General features: G+C 62.7%; 20 protein-coding genes. 9 read left to right on the forward strand and 11 right to left on the reverse strand.

The features are described from left to right. Positions 1 to 216: 216 nt before the first annotated feature. Together H7C86_RS34605 and H7C86_RS34610 are read right to left on the reverse strand one after the other, a co-directional pair. The gene (locus H7C86_RS34605; RefSeq protein ID WP_182263284.1) at positions 217 to 834 is read right to left on the reverse strand and encodes a response regulator transcription factor; all 618 of its coding nucleotides are present in this window, start codon (positions 832 to 834) and stop codon (positions 217 to 219) included. Then, on the reverse strand, positions 831 to 2,033 hold the full coding sequence (locus tag H7C86_RS34610) for a sensor histidine kinase (protein WP_029254138.1): 1,203 nt from the start codon (positions 2,031 to 2,033) through the stop codon (positions 831 to 833). Before H7C86_RS34610 ends, H7C86_RS34605 begins: the two co-directional genes overlap by 4 nt. Positions 2,034 to 2,147: 114 nt before the next feature. Between H7C86_RS34610 and H7C86_RS34615 the strand changes: the two genes are divergently transcribed. From H7C86_RS34615 to H7C86_RS34625, 3 genes are all read left to right on the forward strand, one after another. Then, the gene (locus H7C86_RS34615; RefSeq protein WP_029254139.1) at positions 2,148 to 3,194 is read left to right on the forward strand and encodes an ABC transporter permease; all 1,047 of its coding nucleotides are present in this window, start codon (positions 2,148 to 2,150) and stop codon (positions 3,192 to 3,194) included. Further along, the gene (locus H7C86_RS34620) at positions 3,191 to 3,931 is read left to right on the forward strand and encodes an ABC transporter ATP-binding protein (RefSeq protein ID WP_020968047.1); all 741 of its coding nucleotides are present in this window, start codon (positions 3,191 to 3,193) and stop codon (positions 3,929 to 3,931) included. Before H7C86_RS34615 ends, H7C86_RS34620 begins: the two co-directional genes overlap by 4 nt. 111 nt (positions 3,932 to 4,042) lie before the next feature. Beyond that, positions 4,043 to 4,483: a PAS domain S-box protein gene (locus tag H7C86_RS34625; protein ID WP_003943598.1), complete on the forward strand. Its 441-nt coding sequence runs from the start codon at positions 4,043 to 4,045 to the stop codon at positions 4,481 to 4,483. Positions 4,484 to 4,489: 6 nt separating this feature from the next. Here the strand turns inward: H7C86_RS34625 and H7C86_RS34630 are convergent, their stop codons facing one another. Further along, positions 4,490 to 5,116: a TetR/AcrR family transcriptional regulator gene (locus H7C86_RS34630; RefSeq protein ID WP_182263285.1), complete on the reverse strand. Its 627-nt coding sequence runs from the start codon at positions 5,114 to 5,116 to the stop codon at positions 4,490 to 4,492. Between the two features lie 51 nt (positions 5,117 to 5,167). Between H7C86_RS34630 and H7C86_RS34635 the strand changes: the two genes are divergently transcribed. Then, on the forward strand, positions 5,168 to 6,139 hold the full coding sequence (locus H7C86_RS34635) for a sugar nucleotide-binding protein (protein ID WP_021332671.1): 972 nt from the start codon (positions 5,168 to 5,170) through the stop codon (positions 6,137 to 6,139). Here H7C86_RS34635 and H7C86_RS34640 read toward each other — a convergent pair. The 5 genes from H7C86_RS34640 to H7C86_RS34660 form a co-directional block, all read right to left on the reverse strand. Continuing rightward, positions 6,086 to 7,378 carry a YcaO-like family protein gene (locus tag H7C86_RS34640; protein ID WP_092765659.1) on the reverse strand — a complete coding sequence of 431 codons (1,293 nt, stop codon included), beginning with the start codon at positions 7,376 to 7,378 and terminating at the stop codon, positions 6,086 to 6,088. The two genes, H7C86_RS34635 and H7C86_RS34640, sit on opposite strands and share 54 nt — an antisense overlap. Beyond that, on the reverse strand, positions 7,375 to 8,715 hold the full coding sequence (locus H7C86_RS34645) for a YcaO-like family protein (RefSeq protein ID WP_182263286.1): 1,341 nt from the start codon (positions 8,713 to 8,715) through the stop codon (positions 7,375 to 7,377). Before H7C86_RS34645 ends, H7C86_RS34640 begins: the two co-directional genes overlap by 4 nt. Next, positions 8,708 to 10,135 carry a CocE/NonD family hydrolase gene (locus H7C86_RS34650; protein WP_182263287.1) on the reverse strand — a complete coding sequence of 476 codons (1,428 nt, stop codon included), beginning with the start codon at positions 10,133 to 10,135 and terminating at the stop codon, positions 8,708 to 8,710. Before H7C86_RS34650 ends, H7C86_RS34645 begins: the two co-directional genes overlap by 8 nt. Beyond that, complete coding sequence (locus tag H7C86_RS34655) at positions 10,132 to 10,944, reverse strand: hypothetical protein (RefSeq protein ID WP_080909322.1); 813 nt, start codon at positions 10,942 to 10,944, stop codon at positions 10,132 to 10,134. Before H7C86_RS34655 ends, H7C86_RS34650 begins: the two co-directional genes overlap by 4 nt. Positions 10,945 to 11,038: 94 nt before the next feature. After that, positions 11,039 to 11,227, reverse strand: a complete 189-nt coding sequence (locus H7C86_RS34660; RefSeq protein ID WP_003943543.1) for a streptamidine-related RiPP repeat protein — start codon at positions 11,225 to 11,227, stop codon at positions 11,039 to 11,041. 92 nt (positions 11,228 to 11,319) lie between these two features. On the opposite strand from H7C86_RS34660, the gene H7C86_RS34665 reads away from it, so the two are divergent. From H7C86_RS34665 to H7C86_RS34685, 5 genes are all read left to right on the forward strand, one after another. Continuing rightward, entirely contained in the window at positions 11,320 to 12,579 is a 1,260-nt protein-coding gene (locus H7C86_RS34665; protein ID WP_182263288.1) for an MFS transporter, read from the forward strand. 84 nt (positions 12,580 to 12,663) lie between these two features. Next, positions 12,664 to 13,731: an iron ABC transporter permease gene (locus tag H7C86_RS34670; protein ID WP_019746312.1), complete on the forward strand. Its 1,068-nt coding sequence runs from the start codon at positions 12,664 to 12,666 to the stop codon at positions 13,729 to 13,731. Continuing rightward, positions 13,728 to 14,522 (forward strand): ABC transporter ATP-binding protein, encoded by a 795-nt coding sequence (locus H7C86_RS34675; protein WP_021342372.1) that lies wholly within the window; start codon positions 13,728 to 13,730, stop codon positions 14,520 to 14,522. Before H7C86_RS34670 ends, H7C86_RS34675 begins: the two co-directional genes overlap by 4 nt. Next, complete coding sequence (locus H7C86_RS34680) at positions 14,519 to 15,499, forward strand: ABC transporter substrate-binding protein (RefSeq protein WP_020968055.1); 981 nt, start codon at positions 14,519 to 14,521, stop codon at positions 15,497 to 15,499. Before H7C86_RS34675 ends, H7C86_RS34680 begins: the two co-directional genes overlap by 4 nt. A gap of 4 nt (positions 15,500 to 15,503) precedes the next feature. Beyond that, positions 15,504 to 16,190, forward strand: coding sequence for a SagB family peptide dehydrogenase (locus tag H7C86_RS34685; RefSeq protein ID WP_182263289.1), 687 nt, complete (start codon positions 15,504 to 15,506; stop codon positions 16,188 to 16,190). A 1-nt stretch (position 16,191) separates the two neighbouring features. On the opposite strand, the gene H7C86_RS34690 is transcribed toward H7C86_RS34685, so the two are convergent. From H7C86_RS34690 to H7C86_RS34700, 3 genes are read right to left on the reverse strand one after another with little or no spacing between them, the layout of a single operon-like run. After that, a complete protein-coding gene (locus H7C86_RS34690) occupies positions 16,192 to 16,485 on the reverse strand; it encodes an SHOCT domain-containing protein (RefSeq protein WP_069146707.1) in 294 nt (97 codons plus the stop codon). Further along, positions 16,482 to 16,934 carry a DUF6325 family protein gene (locus H7C86_RS34695; RefSeq protein WP_060938717.1) on the reverse strand — a complete coding sequence of 151 codons (453 nt, stop codon included), beginning with the start codon at positions 16,932 to 16,934 and terminating at the stop codon, positions 16,482 to 16,484. The genes H7C86_RS34690 and H7C86_RS34695 overlap by 4 nt, the downstream gene beginning before the upstream one ends. A gap of 3 nt (positions 16,935 to 16,937) precedes the next feature. After that, a complete protein-coding gene (locus tag H7C86_RS34700) occupies positions 16,938 to 18,587 on the reverse strand; it encodes an MFS transporter (RefSeq protein WP_259349402.1) in 1,650 nt (549 codons plus the stop codon). Positions 18,588 to 18,714 lie beyond the last annotated feature (127 nt).

Raw genomic sequence — 18,714 nt, forward strand, 5'->3', positions numbered from 1 at the left:
GGGAAAACATCTCCACGATCAACAACACCATCCGCGACTGCAACTCGTGCCGGGCACGAACCAGATCGAGAACCTCACTCTTGAGGTCCTCACCATCCAGCTGCCACGCATCCCGACTGTTCATGAAGCAATCATATTCGAACAGAGTTTCGAAAACAAGAGAATTACAAGCGAAAATTACTGCTGTCCAGCTACTTTCGACAATTCGTACAAACGTCAGATCGAACCCAGCTCCCGCGCACGAGCTACCGCCGACGTCCGCGACTTCACGCCCAACTTGCCGAAGATGTGGACCAGATGCGATTTGACCGTGGTCTCGCTCAGGAAAAGTTCTTTACCGATCTCTCGGTTGGATCGACCCGCCGCCACCAACTTCAGCACTTCGATTTCCCTTGGACTAAGGCTGGTTTCGGGTTTGCGTACCTGAGTCATGAGCTTCGACGCGATGGCAGGGGAGAGAACGCTGTCCCCGCTCGCAGCGGCGCGGACGGCCGACAGCAACTCGACCGGGGGTGTGTCCTTGAGTAGATAGCCGCTGGCTCCGGCCTCGACGGCGCTCAAGATATCCGCGTCCGTGTCGTAGTTGGTCACAACGAGTACGTGCGGCGGATTCGGCAGCGCGCATACCGCGCGGGTGGCGTCGACCCCGGTCTTGCCTGGCCCGAACCGCAGGTCCATGAGCACGAGGTCGACCGGCGTGGTGGCGCAGAAGGCTATGGCTTCCTCGGCGGTCCCTGCTTCGCCGACCACCTCGATGTCGGATTCGCTTTCGAGCAGCGCTCGCAGCCCGGCGCGCACGATCGCGTGATCGTCGGCGAGCAGCAGGCGGATCACTGTTCACCGACATCGAGGGGAAACGTCACCGCGACGGCCGTGTGTCCCGGCTCCGACTCGATTGAGAACGTTCCGCCCTGCAGTTCGACGCGTCGTCGAATTGCATTGAGGCCAAAAGATTCCGCCGGTCCACGTTCGAGAACTGCCACGTCGAAGCCGCGGCCGTTGTCGACCACGTCGAGGCTGACGGTGTTGTCGGAATACGTCAGTGTCACAGCCATTCTGGTTGCATCCGCGTGGCGGAGAACATTGGACACCGCACCCTGGGCGATGCGCACCAGTGTTGCTTCGAGAGGCATCGGCAGCCGGATTGCCTCACCTTCGACCACGGATCGCGCTTCCAGTTCAGGACTGCTCGCGCGTTCACAGATTCGACGAAGCGCATCGGCGAGCGACTGACCGTCCAGGGCCGCCGGTGTCAATTCGGCGATGAGTTGGCGGGTTTCGGCAAGACTGTCCGCTGCAGTTTCCCGTGCGAGGCTGATCTGCCGGATGGCCGGGCTCTCCGGATCGGCGCGTTCGGCAGCGTGGAGGAGCATCTGGATGCTCGAAAGTCCTTGGGCTACGGTGTCGTGGATCTCGGCCGCGAGCCTTTCACGTTCGGCGAATTTTCCGGCATCGCGAGACGTCGACGCCAATTCTTCACGGGTGTTCATCAATTCGTCGATGAGACGACCGCGCTCGGCTGCCTCCCGGTACAGCGCTTGGTATCCGAGACCGATAGCAACGGCTACGGCGGCGCCGATGATCGGTCCGACGGCGCCGGCCACTGTCCACCCGCGATGCAATCCGGTGCCGATCACGGCGACAGCCGTTGCCGCGGTGACGGCCAGCAGGCTCCAGGGGCGCCGCAGAATATGGAGATAGAGGAAGAAGAGTCCGAATGCGAGGTAGGCGGCGTCGGCGGATACCGCCATCGTCGCGATCCAGACGAGGGTCAGCACGGCCAGCCACCAGCGGGCAGCGTTGCCGCGCAGCCTTTTGGCAACGCCGAAAAGATAGACGGCAACAAAGATCACGGCCAACGCGATGATTGTTGCGGTGAGGTCGGATTCGTCGATCAGCGCTCGAAGAAACACCACACCGGCCAGCGCCATGACAAGGACATGCAGGCCCAGTTGTAGGCCGGCGAAGACAGGCGTGAGCGGAGATCGGTGCATCTCGCCCAGCTTAGCGAGGTTCGGGCCTGGTTCATCCATCAAAAGTTGTAAACCGGGATGGTTCTTTCGAGCGCTGGAATGTCGATCCGAGGTGCGATGGAAAGAGTCTGCATCCGCGAGAGCGTAGAGGCAAGCACAGGAAAGGAATTCACAGTGTTTGTCGCAATGAGGGACTTACGGGCAGCGCGAGGTCGTTTCGCGCTGATCTCCGTCGTGGTTCTGTTGGTTGCACTTCTCGTCAGTTTTCTCAGCGGGTTGACTGCAGGACTTCGCCATCAGAACGTGTCGGCCATCGAGGCCATGAATGCCGACACGGTGGTGTTTGCAGACACCGGAGCTGGGGCGTCGTTCGACGAGTCGGCGCTCACACAGGACCAGGTCAACGCCTGGGCCGGGGCCGCGAAGGATGTCGATCCCATCGGAATCGGCCGCGGGAAGGCAGGATTGGCCGACGGAAATCAGAAGTCGGTGGCCCTGTTCGGTGCTGACGGCGGTTTCGGTGACGTGACGCCGTCGGCGTCAGGCACGGTGGTGTTGAGCGAAGGTGCCGCCCGCGATCTGGGGGCGGGCGCCGGCGATCAGGTGAGCGTCGGTACGCAGCAGTTCACCGTCAGCGACGTTCGCGGTGACGACTGGTACAGCCATTCGCCCGTCGTCTGGATGACGCTCGGTGACTGGCAGGCGGCCAATCCACGCGGCGGAGTTGCGACAGTACTGGCTGTCACCGGAGCCTCTGACGCTTCCGCAACGGACAAGTCAGCCGTGACGACGTCGACGACGGTCAGCGGTTCGCTCGACGCGATCGGTTCGTACAAGTCGGAAAACGGGTCGTTGACGCTGATGACGCTCATGTTGTTCGCGATCTCGGCCCTGGTGATCGGTGCGTTCTTCACGGTGTGGACGATCCAGCGAACCCCGGACATCGCGACGTTGAAAGCGCTCGGCGCAACCACCGGTTCTCTGGTGCGCGACGCACTGGGTCAGGCCCTCATCGTCCTGATTGCCGGCGTCACCGTCGGAATCGGGCTGACGGCCGTGGCCGGCTCGCTGATCGGAGACGCCATGCCGTTTGTCCTGGACGCATCCACGACCGTCGTACCTGCCGTGGCATTGATCGGGCTCGGTCTGCTCGGCGCGGCCTTTGCACTTCGATTCCTCTCGACCACCGATCCACTCACAGCATTGGGGAGCGCACGATGACCATGACAACCGGCACCACAGTTCTCGACATCCAGAACGTCGATCTGACGTTTCCCGACGGGCAATCGCGGGTGACGGCGCTGGACGACGTGTCTCTGCGACTGCACCGCGGCGAGATCGCCGCAATCACCGGACCTTCGGGTTCAGGCAAGTCCAGCCTGTTGGCGGTGGCGTCGACCCTGATCCGTCCGGATTCCGGGCACGTCTATCTCCGGACGCCGGAAGGCAGCACCGACATCGCGGCGCTGAGTCGGCGGGCGGCGTCGGAGCTGCGACGCTCGTCGATCGGAATCGTCTTCCAGCAGTCGAACCTCGTGTCGTCGTTGACGGCTCTGGAGCAGCTCGAGGTGATGGCGCATCTGGGGCAGTCCGTTTTCACGTCACGGACCCGTCGCAAAGCCGTGAAATCAAAAGCGATGGATTTGCTGGACGCTGTCGGGCTCGCGGATCAGAGCGGAAAACGACCGTCTCAGCTGTCGGGTGGGCAGCGACAGCGCGTCAATCTCGCGCGAGCATTGATGAACGATCCGCAGCTTCTGGTGGTCGACGAGCCCACCAGCGCGCTCGATCAGGAGCGCGGTGCCGCTGTCATGGATCTGATCATCGGGGTGGTGCGGGAACACGAGGCGGCAACCCTTCTCGTGACACACGACCGAAGTCACCTGTCTCGGATGGATACTGTCTATCGTGTTGTTGACGGTTCCTTGGCGGAGGACCAGGAGGCGCTCGCGGCGTAACTCAGGCGGGCACGATTCGGGCATTCGTCACTGCATCCGGGCGGGAAGTCAACCCGCGATTTGCTGGGCAGTTAGACTGTTGTCGACTCGGGCAACTTGAGAGGACGTGTTATGGAACGCCGCCGCAATGTTGCGCAGCCGCCACAATCGCCGATTGCGGATCTGGAGCAGATGCCTGCTCTGATTCTCCTCGACAGGCTTCCGGTGCCGGTCATGGCCGTTCACCGCGACGGCAGCATCGTTTTTGCCAACCCGTCCTTCGCTGACATGCTGGGATATCCCAAGAAGGCCGTCTCGGCGTTGCGTTTGCAGGACATTCTCTACGACAAGGATGCCGACGACGTCAGTGCCGAGCAGGCTCATCGTGAACTGAGTTCCGAGCCGGGCTCGGTCAAGGAGTTCGTGCACTCCGACTCCACGTTGGTGCGCGCGACGGTCAGTCAGTCTCTGCTCCGACGGGACGACGACACGATCACCCTCGCCGTCCTTCACGATCTGACGGAACGCCTGTGGAACAACCCACGGCACATCGACGACAAGCCCACCAAGTAGTCCCAGCTACTTCCGGGATTTGACGGTTCGGTCCAGGCCCAGGGTGGCGGCAAGGGTGTTGACCACCCATTCTTCGTACTTTTGGCCGGTCCAACCCGCGCCGACCACGAGGTCTGTGTACGTCTCCGGACTGAGCAGCGTGAGTGCGACGTTCACGGCTGTCTCGAGGTCGACGGTTGGCGCTTTTTCGACTATGCCGACCATCAGATGTTCCTGGACTGTGCGTCGCTGAGTGCGGTTGATTTGCCACAGACGGGCGGCGTCCTCGTCAGCGGAAGCGGCAGCCCGCAGTGCCAACAGGATGTCTGCGGTGCGCTCCAGAATGAGCCGTCCGTGGTGAACCTGAATCCGGAGTTGCCCGAGTGGATGTGGGGCGCCGAGTGCTGCCGCCACCCACGGACGGTCGAGAGTTGCCGTCTTTTCCTCGTCGCCCGCAACGGCCACGTCGAGCAATGCTGACAGCACGCTCGGCTTGTTGCCGAACGCAAAATAGACACTCTGCACCGACACGCCCGCCGCCGCGGCAAGCTGTTTGATCGTGGCGGCCGCGTAGCCGGGATCGACAAAAACTTCGCGCGCTGCCTCGATGATCTTGCGCCGCGCCGACGTGTCTTCCCGAAGAACCTCAGTCATGATTAGAGTTTAACTCTAGAGTCGAACTCTAGCGACTCGGGAGGCGAAATAATGACGAAGGTTCTTGTACTCGGTGGCTACGGTGCCGTCGGGATTCCCCTGATGAAACAACTCGCGAAGGTCCCCGAAATCTCCGCGTACTCCGCCGGGCGCGATCGTGCCCGCGCGGACGTCGTCGTTGATCTTAAAGAACCAGGCGCGTACGCGGCTGTGGTTCGAGACTTCGATGTCGTGGTGAATGCGTCGGGTTTCGAGGACGTTCGCCTGGCAGAAGAAGCGGTACGCGGTGGGGCGGCGTTCGTCGACATCACGGCAACCTCGAGCTACTGCGAAGAACTGGAAGCGGTCGACGGCCCAGTTCTGATGGGCGTCGGATTGGCACCGGGATTGACCAGTGTCCTTGCCGCCGAAGCGCATCGACTCGGCGGGGGACCCGTGGACATCGTGATCGGCCTCGGCGGCGGAGAACTACACGGACCGGCCGCGACGGCGTGGACGTACGGGATGTTGGGAACGAGGTTTCCCGATCCCGACGGGCGATCGATCCGGAACTACACCGGGATGAAGACGTTTCGGATGCCGGCGGACGCGACCGGGTACCGATCCGGTCCTGCTGTGCGGGCGGACTTTTCGGACCAACATGCGTTGACGCGCGACCTTGGCGTACCGGTGCGGACGTACCTGCGATTGGACACGTCCACCGCGACGCTCGGGCTTGCGGCCATGACGTGGGCGCCCGCCCTCCAGAAGGTAGTGCCGAAGAAGCTGTGGGGCTCGGATCGTTGGGTTGCGATGGCACGAACGGATACCGGCCCGGCGCTGTGGGTTTCGGGGCGTAGCCAGTCGGCCGCGACGGCAACCATCGCCGCGCGTGCCGTGCAGGTGATTCGAGACAGTGCAATCTCGAAGCCGACGTGGTTTCACGCGGTGGAGACCGCAGAGTCGTTACAACTGGCAGTTCCGGAACTGTCAGTGCGGCAATGGGATGGTACGAGGCGGACGTCCGGCAAGACCGTCGACTAGTCGGGGCGAGCCGAGAAACGGCAATCCGGCGGCCGCATTGGTGAGACAACCGGGTACGACGGCGCGGACGACATGCAAGCCAGCGCGGAGAACATCAGCAGTGGTGAGGTCGACCCATGCCGGCCTGAAACCCGAGCCTGTCAGTGCGCTTTCGGTGTCGATGGGTGACGTCAGAGGGTCGAGGTCCACCTCGCCGACGACGGCATCTGCCAGCTCACCCTCGAATCGTGCTTGGATCTCCGGGTCCAGGTGGAGCTGCAAGTGGCATCCGTAGTCCATGACGTCGGCAAAGTCCGATCGGTAGACGTCCGCGTAGTGTCGGTCGGCTCGCCACGGCGCAAGCGGGCTGGTCGGGGAGGCCGCGGCTCGACCGATGCCGCTCTCCGGGTTGTCGTAGTCGGCGGAAAGCAGTTGCAGCTGAAGCGCTTCGCCGAGCGACTTGAAAGCAGCGGTCTGTGCGTCCTCGTGGCAGGCGGTACCCATGGTCGAGTATCCGGTGCGGTGGTCGCGGACGAGGGCGCCGAGCACCGGGATGCCGAAATCGCTCTCGAATGCCAGCCATCTCGTCGACAGGGTTTCGTGATTGCCCAGTCGAAGGAGCTGCTCTGGCATCCCGGTGACTATCCGAACGCCGCGCCTTCCGGTCCAGGAAAGCGTCATCGCGTCGCGCTCGACTATCTCGCGCAATGCATTCCGTATCGCGAATTCCGTCGTGGGACCGGCGGCGAGACCCGCCTGAGCCACCGGTGAGATCGCCGGGCCCGTCCGGGCGACGAAATGAGGATACGAACCCCAGACGAGTTCGGCCGGTACCCAGATATCCGAACCCGTGATCAGGTCGACTCCTCGAGTCCAGTCCAACTCGAGATCGTCGGTTGGTTCGACGAACGGGAACTGTGGCCGCGCGTACTGGGCGGCGTCGAAACGCGCGAGTTGTGACAGGTCGATGCTTGCTCCGATCAATGCATCGGCCGACCCGCGGACGATCGGTTTGGCGACGATGTTCCCGCAATATCGTTCCACCGCTTCGCCTATCGCAGCTGCGGTAGGCCGCGCACGGTCACCTAGATCGAAGCAGTATCCGGCACCCGCCGAGTCGCTGGACCAGGGTGAGAAGCGTGCCGAGTCGGAGGCATACGAGTGAATCAGCTTGAACTCCGGCGGAAAGTGCTGGGGCACAACGGCGTCGACCAACTCTCGAATGATCCCAGTTCGGCGGTCGACGAGCAAAGACCTCATGCGAGAGGAACCGGCAGATGCAGATGGGTGGTGGATGCGCTGGTCAATCTGCTACCTCCAAGAAGGGGAAAAGCTGCCGGCGCATTGTTGTAGAGGCCGGGAGACAGGACGCGGACGACGTGCAACCCGGCAATCGAGATGTCGCGGGTGGTGAGATCGACGGAAATCGGTTGGTGCCCTCGAGACGTCAGAAGGGCTACCAGAGAAGCAAGATTCACAGGATTTTCGTCGGGAACCTCTGATGCCGAGCGTGTTTCGGTGTAGTCGAAAAGATGCTCTTCCGCTGCCTCAGCCATCACGGGGTCGAGATACAGCTGGGCGACGGTCGGCAGATCGACGACGTCCTTCCACTGCGCATCGAACTCGTCCCGGTAACGACGGTCGGCCCGAAAGGGTTTGTACAGGTGCGCCGGCAGCGTTCCGTCCGCCACGCTGCGCCAGGTCGGCCCGTCGGGGTCGGCGAGATCGATCGTGATGGAAAGTACGGCATACGCCTCGACAAGCGCCTTCGAGACTGCCGCCTCCACCGTTGGTCGACAAGCTGTGCCCAGCGCGACTAATCCACGTCGGTCATCCCGGATCCACACTGCGGCGACGGGAATGCCGAAGGGGGAGGGAAGCAGAAGCACTCGAACGCTGCGGGTCTGGCTCTCCAGATCTCCGAGCTGTCGGTGCGCGGGCAACCGCTCCCAGTCGGCGAGTTCGACTGCCGGCAGTGACCGGTCCCCGCACCACCACAATGCGGTGGCATCGCGTTCGAGAAGTTCCAGCAGAGCTGACATCTCGGCCTCGGCGCGTGAGCGTCCCGCGGCGATTCCGGCGTACTGCAACGACGCGATCGGTGGTTCGCCGCGACGGGTGCCGGTGTAGTACCCGAGATAGGTCAAGGCGGCCGGCACATAGGTGGGCACTTTTTCGTCCATGGCGTGACCCAGCGCCCAGCGGATTTCCAGAGCCGATGTGAAGGGAACAAAGGGGAATCCGGGAAGGCGGTACTGATCCTCGCTGTACAACGCAAATTTCGCCGGATCGACGACCCGTGAGCCTGCCAGTTCCAGCGCTGACGCACTGCTTCGGATCAGATCTTCGGGGACCACGTTGCCGCAATATCTTTCGACAGCCTCACCGGTTGCCGCCCCGCGGGCCGCTGCGTCGTTGCGTATCGAAGCCCCGAATCCGTAAGGGTCCGCGCGAAACAGTGAACCGCTGCCGCCGAAGTTTCTGGTGTCGGCCACCCTCGCGGCCCAACCGACCCAGCCCGTCGGCATGTCCGAGCGAATGTGTGGTTCCAGTGAGGTCAGCACGCCGCTTCGGGCGTCGACCAGCAAGTCATCCACCGGCAGTTCCTCCGAGTATCGGCAGGGTCAACGACCCGGAAAATGATTGGTGCAGTGCGGTACTGCGTGTTCCTCGATAGCGATCACCGTCTCCGAGATTGCGTGCGAGCCGTGGGAAGTCCGAGCCGGCGATCCGCAGCGTCAAGACATCACCCGCGCGCACAGTGTGCAACACGTGATCGAGATCTATGGTCAACGTGCCGGAGCAAAGGCTGACGCCGGCCCCACGAGCGATCGACCTGGTGACTCCGGCGCTATCGACGATGCTCAGCTCGACGATCCAGTCAGCTTCGCCCTCGGGCGAATGCACTGTCAACTCCACCGAAGGCATTCCCGACAGCACACACTCGACCTCCATGTCGAAAGTCCAGACAACACAGTCGTTTCGGCCCTCGTCTGCGTGGTGCGTGAAGTTGAAAGGCACCGTCCTCGGGTCTGGTTCGAGACGAACGCGATTCGCACCCGTGACATACGGTTCGGTCGACCAATCGCCTGCACCCCGGTCGAACACCCGATTGATGGTCACGGGCCGCGCCGAGAATATCGATTCCATCCACTCGACCTGAAGGCGGCCGAAACTTGTCTCGCCGACCATTCCAGGGCGGAGGTCGTGCGCCCAGGGACCCACGATCAAACTCTGCGGCGCACGCCACACGGATGCGAAGTGCCGCAGTGTCTCCCGAATCATCGCATCGTCCCAACCGCCGATGTGCAGCCCGGCGACGTCGAGTTCGGAGAGTTCGTCCGCGGACACCAGATCATCGCCACCGAAGTCTTCGCGCTCACGAGCGCGACGGATCGGCGTCAACCAGCCCGGTGAATCGGAGGTCAGGCCAACCTCCTCGATCATCGACTGCACCGGGAGATGTTCCAGCAAAGACGAATCCGAGCGCATCAGGGCAGGGATGAAACCCTCACGAGAGGAAGACGAATCTCCGTGCTCGCCCCACCACGCCAGATGCTCGGCGAGGAGAAGTATCCGCGAGGGATCACGTTTGACGCGGTCGCTTCCGATGGTCGGCACTTTGGAGACGACGCCGCGAGCACGAAATGCCCGATCGGCGCCGTTGGTCTCGGCAGTAAAGGCCCACGCAGTTCCGGCCGCATACGAAGCCCCGCTTGCGATGACGCACTCGGGTGTCCACGGCTGATCCTGCAGCCACTCGGCAAGGGCGGCGGCGTCCTCGCGCTCGTGAACGTAGGGTTCCCAAGATCCGGTGGAATCGTGCCGTCCACGTACGTCCTGACAGATGAAGGCAATTCCTCGTGATCGCCATTCGAGCCCCTCGGCCAGATGCCACCCGCGTCCGTACGGGGTTCGGATCACGATCAATCCTCGAGGTGAAGAATCTGGGAGAAGCACATCCGTAGCCAGCGAAGAACCGTCTGCCGCCGGGATCTTCACTCCGAGTGAGATCACCGGAGCGTCGGCGAAGGCTCGAGAACGCCGCCCGGAAGAGGTAGCACGGGATGGCGAGTCATCATGAGGGTTCGTGGATTCATCCGGATCTGGTGGTGAAGGTGTGATGGCGGTGCGCCGTAAGAACTAGCCACGACGTCCGAACATGCAAGTGCACTGACCATTGCGGCTGCGGTGGGTGAAAGTCCAAGCGGACGACGTTCGCTGTCGGCGAGGTGGTTCCACAGAGCCAGCAGGTGATCCGGTACACGTGACGCGGCAAGGCGTCGACCACAGACGTCCCGGTAGCTCGCGCTGTCGATGCCGTCGAAGAAGGGACCGATGCAGATCTCACCCAGCTCGGCGTGGACGCGTTGCCACGGAGTTCGGCTGTGGCGGCACCAGGTATCGAGTTCCGACCACGCGTCGTGAGGAGGAGCGTCGGCAACCGACAGTACGAGGTCCGACGACGCAACGTCGTCTTCGATTGGCGCAGTGGTGGATACGACTTCGAGATCCGGAAGAGCCTTGGAGAGCAGAGCGATGCAGGCATCGGCAACGGGCCCGACCCCGTCCATCAGCACACGCTGTGGGCGCGGAATCTCTGGCACTTGACTTGGAACAACCAGTACGCCGCGAGTGACGAGAGCGTCGGCGATCTCGATCGCTCCCGCGCCGAGCACCGAACCAGGCCGCCTGAGAAAGTTGTCGAGTTCTGCGAGATCTTCGGCCGGCGCACCGATCGTGACTGCGTTCTCGTCCGGTGTCAGGTAATGCCAAACACCGTCCGGTGTCGGATACAGGTGGTGTCCGTCGGCGAGGGCGTACACGGATCTCCTTGTCGGTGCCCGCACCCGACGAGTCGGATGCGGGCGGGGTCATCGGCAGATCAGACCGTCGAAACGGTCTGGATCAGGGAAGGTTTCAGCTCTGGAAGCTGAACGGGTTGTCGACGAGGGCGTTGGTGCCCACACCCTGCAGAGCGTGTGCGGACGTCGCCTCGGCAACCGGCTCGAAGGTGAACGGGTTGTCGACGAGGGCGTTGGTGCCGACGCCCTGGAGTGCATTGGCCGGAGCCGAGTTGGAGACGCTGTCGAACGAAATGTTGCTCATTGTCATCCCTTCCGTAATGGAAACCATTTCCATTACGATGCCACCGTACGAAAGATCGCCACGGAGAGCAACAGGTACAAGAGAGTGCATACATGAGCGAGACCTCGACGACGGGATCCGCCGAAGCGCAACCACATGTGTTTCGGGACAGATCGTTTCGATTGTTCTTCACGGCTCGCACGATTGCCGTGGCCGGTGCGGCCGTCACCGGAGTGGCAATGCCGATTCTGGTGTTCGACATCAGTCGGTCTCCGTTTCTCACCTCGCTCGCGGCTGCGGGGACGGTTCTGCCGTACCTCGTATTCGGCTTGTTCGCCGGCGCCGTGGCAGACCGAGTCAACCGGCGGACGGTCATCCTGTGTGCGCAGGCCGTCGCTGCTCTTGCCTTGGCGAGTATTCCGGCGGCTCAGGCGCTCGGTGTGTTGACGGCATGGCACGCGGTCGGCGTATCGATGTGCATCGGAACGTGTTTCGTGTGGTTCGATGCCGCAGCTTTCGGAGCCTTGCCTGCCCTGGTCGGTCGGCAGAGAATACCGGCCGCCAACAGTGCGCTGTGGACTTCCAGCACGCTCGTCGATGTTGCCTTTCCGGCTATTGCCGGAGTGCTCGTGGCGTCGATCGGCCCGGCCTACGCATTGGGTGCTGATGCACTGGCCTACGTATTGGCCGGGCTGGCCATGGCGTCGATCGGAGCCTCGTTCTCGAGTACTCCTGCGGTGCCGATGAAGTCGGAACCCGGAATTGCGCGTGACATACGCGAAGGCCTCAGCTTCCTCTGGCAGTCTCCGCTCCTGCGAGCCTTGACCGGCGTCGGCTTCGTCAATTCGCTGACGCAGGGTGCTGTCACGGCGCTCCTGGTGGTGTACGCGACCGAGAGGCTGGGGATTTCGACGTCGAGTCCGATGATCGGGGCCGTGTGGACAGCAGTCTCCGTGGGTGGCGTGGTCGGCGCAGTCTTGCTCCCACGCCTACCGGCGCAATGGCCGGTCGGCGCGATCACTGTCGGTGCGTTGACCATCGCCCCGGTGGTGCTGTTCGTCGTTGCGACAACCAGCAACACCGCCGCAGCGATCACCGCTCTGACCGTCTACTCCGGCTGTGCGACTGTCACTATCCTCAACGGCATCGGTGCACGTCAGCGTCTGACTCCGGATCGTCTACAGGGGCGCGTGAACACCACGGCGAGGATGGTCGCCTGGGGTGGTTCGCCGGTGGGTGCCTTGATTGCCGGGGCAATTGCAGGACGTTGGGATATCGGCACCGCCTACCTCGTTGCGTGCAGCTTTGCGCTGGTCGGGGCACTCTTCGCGTGGGTGAGCGCCCTGCGGACCGATCCTTGTCCGCACAGATGAGCATGTCACTATTAATGAAAACGACTGTCGTTATGGTTAGATCCACCTGTTCATGCCTGTGAACCCCACCTCTTCAGGAGTGCGATGACGCTGACCAGCGAAGCAGTACCTGATGCCCCGTCGCGTGCGCATCCCGTCGGCGACCGCGGATACGTCCCGTTTCTGTTGGCCACGGCCGTGGTCCTTGCCACCGTCTCTACCGTCGCGGTGTGGTCGGGCGCTGCGTCGCTGTCCTTCGCCGACGTATTCGCGGTGTTGTACGCGCACGTCGGTGGACCGCCGGTCGACCCGCTGCTCGATCGGATCGTGTGGGGACTGCGGGTCCCGCGCATTCTGATCGCGGCACTGGCAGGTGCCGGGTTATCACTGGCCGGCGCGGTACTGCAAGCGTTGGTGCGCAATCCGATTGCCGATCCGTACATCTTGGGTGTCGGTTCGGGAGCGTCCTTCGGCGCAGTGCTGATCATGACGACGGGCATCGGAACCGGCCTGTCGATCGGTGTTCCGGTGGCAGCCTTCCTGGGGGCCATGGTTTCCCTGATCGCGGTTCTCGTACTGGGTCGGCGCGAGGGAATGCTTGTCCCGCTGCGCATGGTCCTGGCCGGAGTTGCCATCGGCTATCTGCTCTCGGCTGCAACAAGTTTTGTGCAGTTGCGCGCCGATCCGAGTCAGCTTTCGGGAGTGCTCTTCTGGTTACTCGGTTCGGTGAGCGGGGCAGGTTGGTCGGATCTCGGTGTGCCCGCCGCGGTGATCACCGTCTGTGCGGCAGTGCTGTTGACGCAGTCTCGCCAACTCAACGCGCTGGCGATGGGAGACGAGAGCGCGCAATCGGTGGGCGTCGACGTGCGCCGTACCAGGTTGCTACTACTGGTGATCGCGTCGTTGCTGACCGCGGTTGTTGTATCCGTTGCCGGCGGAATCGGTTTCGTGGGGCTGCTCGTGCCGCACGCCGTACGACTCCTCGTCGGATCCGACCACCGCAAGCTGCTGCCGGCAACCGCGCTGGTCGGTGCAACCTTCCTGGTGATCGTCGATCTTGCGGCCCGGATGTTGGATGCGCCCAACGAATTACCGCTCGGAATCATCACCGCCGGATTGGGTGCTCCGTTCTTCCTCTGGTTACTTCGACGCGACGGAGGTGCGCAGTCATGAGATTGTCGGCCAGCGGGATTCACGTCGTTCGAGGTGGACGTCAGGTGGTTTCCGGCGTAGATCTCGAAGCACCCGAGGGGAGCGTGGTCGGGCTCGTCGGGCCGAACGGTAGTGGAAAGTCCTCGCTCCTGCGCGCGTTGTATCGCTCGATGAAGCCGCGAAGCGGAATCGTGAAGGTGGACGAGGTGAATGTTTGGGACGATCTCTCGCCCCGATCAGCAGCACGCATCATCGGTGTTGTGGGGCAGGAGCATTCATCCGACTTCTCGTTCAGCGTCCGCGAGGTGGTCGCGACGGGCCGGACGCCGCATCACAGCGCATTCTCTCGACTCGGTGAAATCGACCGGGACATCGTCAGTGCCGCACTGGCACGAACCGGTATGCACGGCTTCGGATCACGACTCTTCGCCGAACTGTCCGGCGGAGAAAAGCAGCGTGTGATGTTGGCCCGGGCGATCGCTCAACAACCGTCGGTGCTGGTCCTGGACGAGCCCACCAACCACCTCGACATCCGAGCTCAACTCGAACTGATGGAATTGGTCGCCGAACTCGGTACCACGACGATTGTCGCGATCCATGAACTCGCCTTGGCCGCAGCATATTGCGACTACGTCTGTCTGCTCTCCGGCGGGGTAGTTGTCGCGACAGGACCAACGGCCGAGGTCCTCACCGAGGACCTACTGTCCGAAGTATTCGGGGTTCAGGTGCATCTCGGCACTCATCCGTTGACCGGGCGTCCCTTGCTCTCGTTCGCCCCTCCGCTCCTACACACGAAAGAAGCAGTGTCTTGAAATCCTCGATACGTACTGCCGCGCTGTTGTGCTCGGCCGTTACTGCCACTGCGGTACTGACCGCATGCGGAAACTCCACGGCGGATTCGGCGGCGTCGTCGTCCGAGAAGATTTCCGTCACCAATTGTGACCGCGAGGTCACGTTGCCCAAGACGGCGGAGCGGATTGTCTCGCTGTATCCGTCGATGACGGAGCTTCTGATTCAACTCGGTGCCGCCGACCGCATTGTCGGACAATCGAATACCGATCTCTCTCCTCCCAGCCCCGAACTCGCGGATCAGTTCGCGGCCGTGCCGGTACTGAGCACCGGAGTTCCCGCGAAAGAAGCATTGCTCGACGCCCGTCCGGATCTGATCGTCTCCGACGGGGAATACTGGTTCGACGGTGACCGACTGCAGAGCATGGACGAATTGCGTGACCTCGGCATCCCGATCTTCGTGAACAGCGGCTATTGCCACAAGGCGGTCACCGAGGGGCGGATCGACGACGTCTGGTCCGACATCGACGGTCTCGGTGCCCTGACCGGAACAAGTGACGAAGCAGCAACACTTCTGGCAGATGGCAAGAAGTCGCTCGCAGCAACCGAGGCATCCGTGGCCGGGAAGGAGCCGGTTGCCACTGTGATGGTTCAGGTTTCGGAGGGGCAGTCCTACGCTCTGGCGAGGGGCCTCTACAGCAGCGTGCTCGAGGCGGCCGGGGGAAAGAACCTCTACGAGAGCGACCTTCCGGATGGGAAGTACTTCGGCCAGGTAGCCACCGAGTCGATACTCGCGAAGTCGCCGCAGGCAATTCTTGTCGTTTACTCCACCGAGTCGGCTCGGGAATCCACACTCGAGGCTGCCCGCACGGCATTTGCCGGGACGCCTGCCGCGACGTCGAATGCGATCTTTGCCGTTCCGGAGGCGTGGTTCGCCGGTGAATTGGTGTCGATCGACGGAGCTGCCGAGGTATCTCGCCTGCTGCACCCGGGTTCGTGAGGTCTTGACCGCCCTCGAGCGGGTCGAGGCCGTCGTATCGCTGCATGCTGCGCTTGACCGGACGGTGGCTCCGTCGGAGCTACCGTTCGACGAGGGCGCACTGCCCCCGGTGACGTCTGAGTTCGTTGAATTACCGGCGCCGACGCCACTGCCGGCCCAGGACTTTCCGGATATCTTGCAGGCACGACGGAGCCACTACAACCCAGCGCAAGATGCTTTGGGAATCGATGAACTTTCAAATGTGCTGCACCACAGTCTGGTCAGCAGCCCGACGGCCGGTGGGATGCGCGAACTGACGCTGTCGTTTGTTGTCCGCCAACCCGGACACTCGCTTGGAGCCGGGGTGTACCGGTACATCCAGGAAGGCCGTGCTGAGGCCGTCCGGCTGGGTGACGTACAAGGAAACCTTCGAGCGAGCCTTCTCCAGCCCGAGTTCGTCGACGTGTTCCCGGTTCTTTTGTTTGTGGTCGCCGACGTGGAAGCGCCGCTCGAGAAGTACGCGATGCGGCACTACCGCACGATGCACGTGGATGCCGGTGTGCTGGTTCAGAATCTGTACCTTGTGACCGAGGCGATGGGACTTGTGGGCTGCGCCATCGCAGGATTCACGGATGCGCGAGTGGCATCTCTGTTGAATCTCGCGACGACGCAGCTTCCCGTAATGGCTTTTGCGCTCGGGCGGCCCAGCTAGTTCAGGCGAGGATGCGCGCCTTCTGGGTCTCGAACTCGGCCTCCGTCAATACGCCGGCATTCTTGAGTTCGCCCAGCTTGGTGAGCTGTTCGAGCTTCGCGTCCATCGACATTTCCGATTCTGCCGGAGCTGCCTGCGGCGGGAGGGGCGGTAGATCGGGAATCGGCGGCACCGGCTGGACCTGCGCTGCGCGGGCCTGATCTTCGGCGGCCCAACGGGTCCGCTGACGGCGCTGAACATTGCCGTGAATGGAGCTTGCGACGGCTACCCGGCCGGCTCGCCTCAAGAAACTCATGCGTCCTTCTCCGTGGTATCCGGTGCGGTGTTGTCCAGTGCAGCAGCCAGTTCGTCCACGCTCAGGTGACCTTCGGTGACAACCTTTGCGCCGCTGCGGGTCCAGGCCTCGATGACCGGCAGTATTGCCAGTTCCTCGTAGACGAGTACGGCGGCAACACTTCCGGCGGCCAACTCGTCACCAACGGCAGCGATGTCGCCGGCGTCGAGCAGTCCGGAGGCAGCGCCGTCGAACTGCGCCAAATCGAAATCTGCGAGTTCGAAGGTGGACGCGGGTACGACGGATACCGATCCGTCGGCGGCTTTGGTGACGAACTCGAGGTCGAGGATGCGGATCACTCCGGAGTCGACGAGAGTGAGCAGCTGCTCGAATCCCGCGGAGGTCGGTGCACCGCTGGGAAACTCGACGGCAACGTATTCGATCGGACCGAATTGGTCTTGGTTGGACATCGGTTACTTCTTGCCCTTCGTGGGTTGCGGTTCGTCCAGAGCAGGTACTTCGTTGGGCATGCGCCCGGCCGGAATGATGGCGAGCAGAGAGAGCCCGGCGAGTACGAGCAGCGAGGTTCGCAGTGCGCGCAGGCGCGCTTCGGTGTTGATCCGGATGGCCTCGTCGATCTGTGCCTGTGTCGCGGAGGTGTTTTCGAGCGTCACGACGAGTTGATCGTTGGGGACGAAGTTGACCTGGTCGAGATTGATCCCTGACTCGACCTTGAGCGATGCCGGGATGGTGGGGTTGTCGATCAGCTGCGAGCTGACGAGGGTACCCAGGATTCCGACGGCGAACACGCTGGCCACCGCGATGCCGACGCTCCCGGACATGTTGTGTACCAGTCCTCGCCAGGCGCCGACGTCACCGGCCAGTTCCTTGGGAGCTGCGGTGAGGAGGGTGTTGAACACCAGCGCAACGATGGCGCCCTGCCCGAGGCCGAGCGTGATAAGGCCGATGACAACAAAGATCTGATGCCAGTCACCACGAATGGTGAAGGCCAACAATATGAGCCCAGCGGCAACAACGACGAACCCGGCTCGTGCGATCAGACGCGGGGAGTACGTCTTGTACAGGCGCGCGACGACGGTGCTCGCGATGAAGATCGAGAGTGTGTACGGGATGATCGAGAACGACGTCTGCAAACTGCTGCGGCCCTGGATGATCTGCATGTACAGCGGAATGAGGAAGTTGGCCGCGGTTCCCACGAACATCATCGTCGCCATGCAGATCGTGGTGGCGCGCTCGGCGCCGGTCTTGAGGACGTCGAGGTTGAAGAGCTGAGGCTTGTTCTGCGCCTTGCGGCTTCGCGTCCACTGGAAGAATCCCTGCGCGCAGATGGTGCCGAGGACGATCAGGATGGCCGCGGGTGAAACACCGATGACCGAGAACGGCGCAGCGTCGGTGGCCAGGATGACGCCCCACGAGTTCAGGCCGCTGAAACCGAAGCTGAGCAGGATGACGGCAACGGCAGCCAGTGCGGCGCCGGCCCAATCGATGGTGATGTCCTTCTGCGGGGGAACAGGTTTGACACGGAAACTCAGGACCAGGTTGACCACGGCGAGCGCCACGACGAGGGCGAAGGAGTAACGCCACCCGATGGTCGTCGCGAAGGAACCGGCGATGAGTAGTGCCAGCACACCGGCTGCGGGGATTGCTGCTGCCAGGTAACCGATGGCCTTTGCCTGCTGATCGCCACTGAAGTTCGTGGCGATGAAAACCGTCAACGCGGGGGCGATGAGAGCGATCACGGCGCCGGATGCGGCTTGCGCCACGAACAGCATTGCCGGGCTCTGGCTCAGAGCGACCGCAGCCATCGCGAGACCGTGAATCGCGACGGCAATCTGGAAGACCAAACGCGTCCCGTAGCGGGCGCCGATCTTGGCGCCCAGCAGAATGAAGGCAGCCATGGCAAAGGTGCCTGCGGTGATCGCGGTGCCGACACTTGTTGCAGGAGTGTCGAGATCGGTGGTGATGCCGGCCATCGAGACGGTCAGCGCATTGACGGCGAACGACGCCTGAATCTGCGTGAGGACCACCACGATCAGTGGTAGCCAGGAGGTGGTGGTTACGGCGGCCGACGTATCGGCTGCGCCAGGCTTTACGGACATCATGGGTCACGCCTTCCTCGACACTGCGTGTACTCGCGGCGTGCCCGGATCAGCCACGCACGGTTACATTAGCCGGAATTGTGCTGAATGGTCGCCTGCAAGTGGTTGGTTTCTTCGCGGTAGACCACCA

This window comes from Rhodococcus sp. UFZ-B548 (assembly GCF_903819475.1).
In the GTDB taxonomy this organism is placed as follows: domain Bacteria; phylum Actinomycetota; class Actinomycetes; order Mycobacteriales; family Mycobacteriaceae; genus Rhodococcus_F; species Rhodococcus_F erythropolis.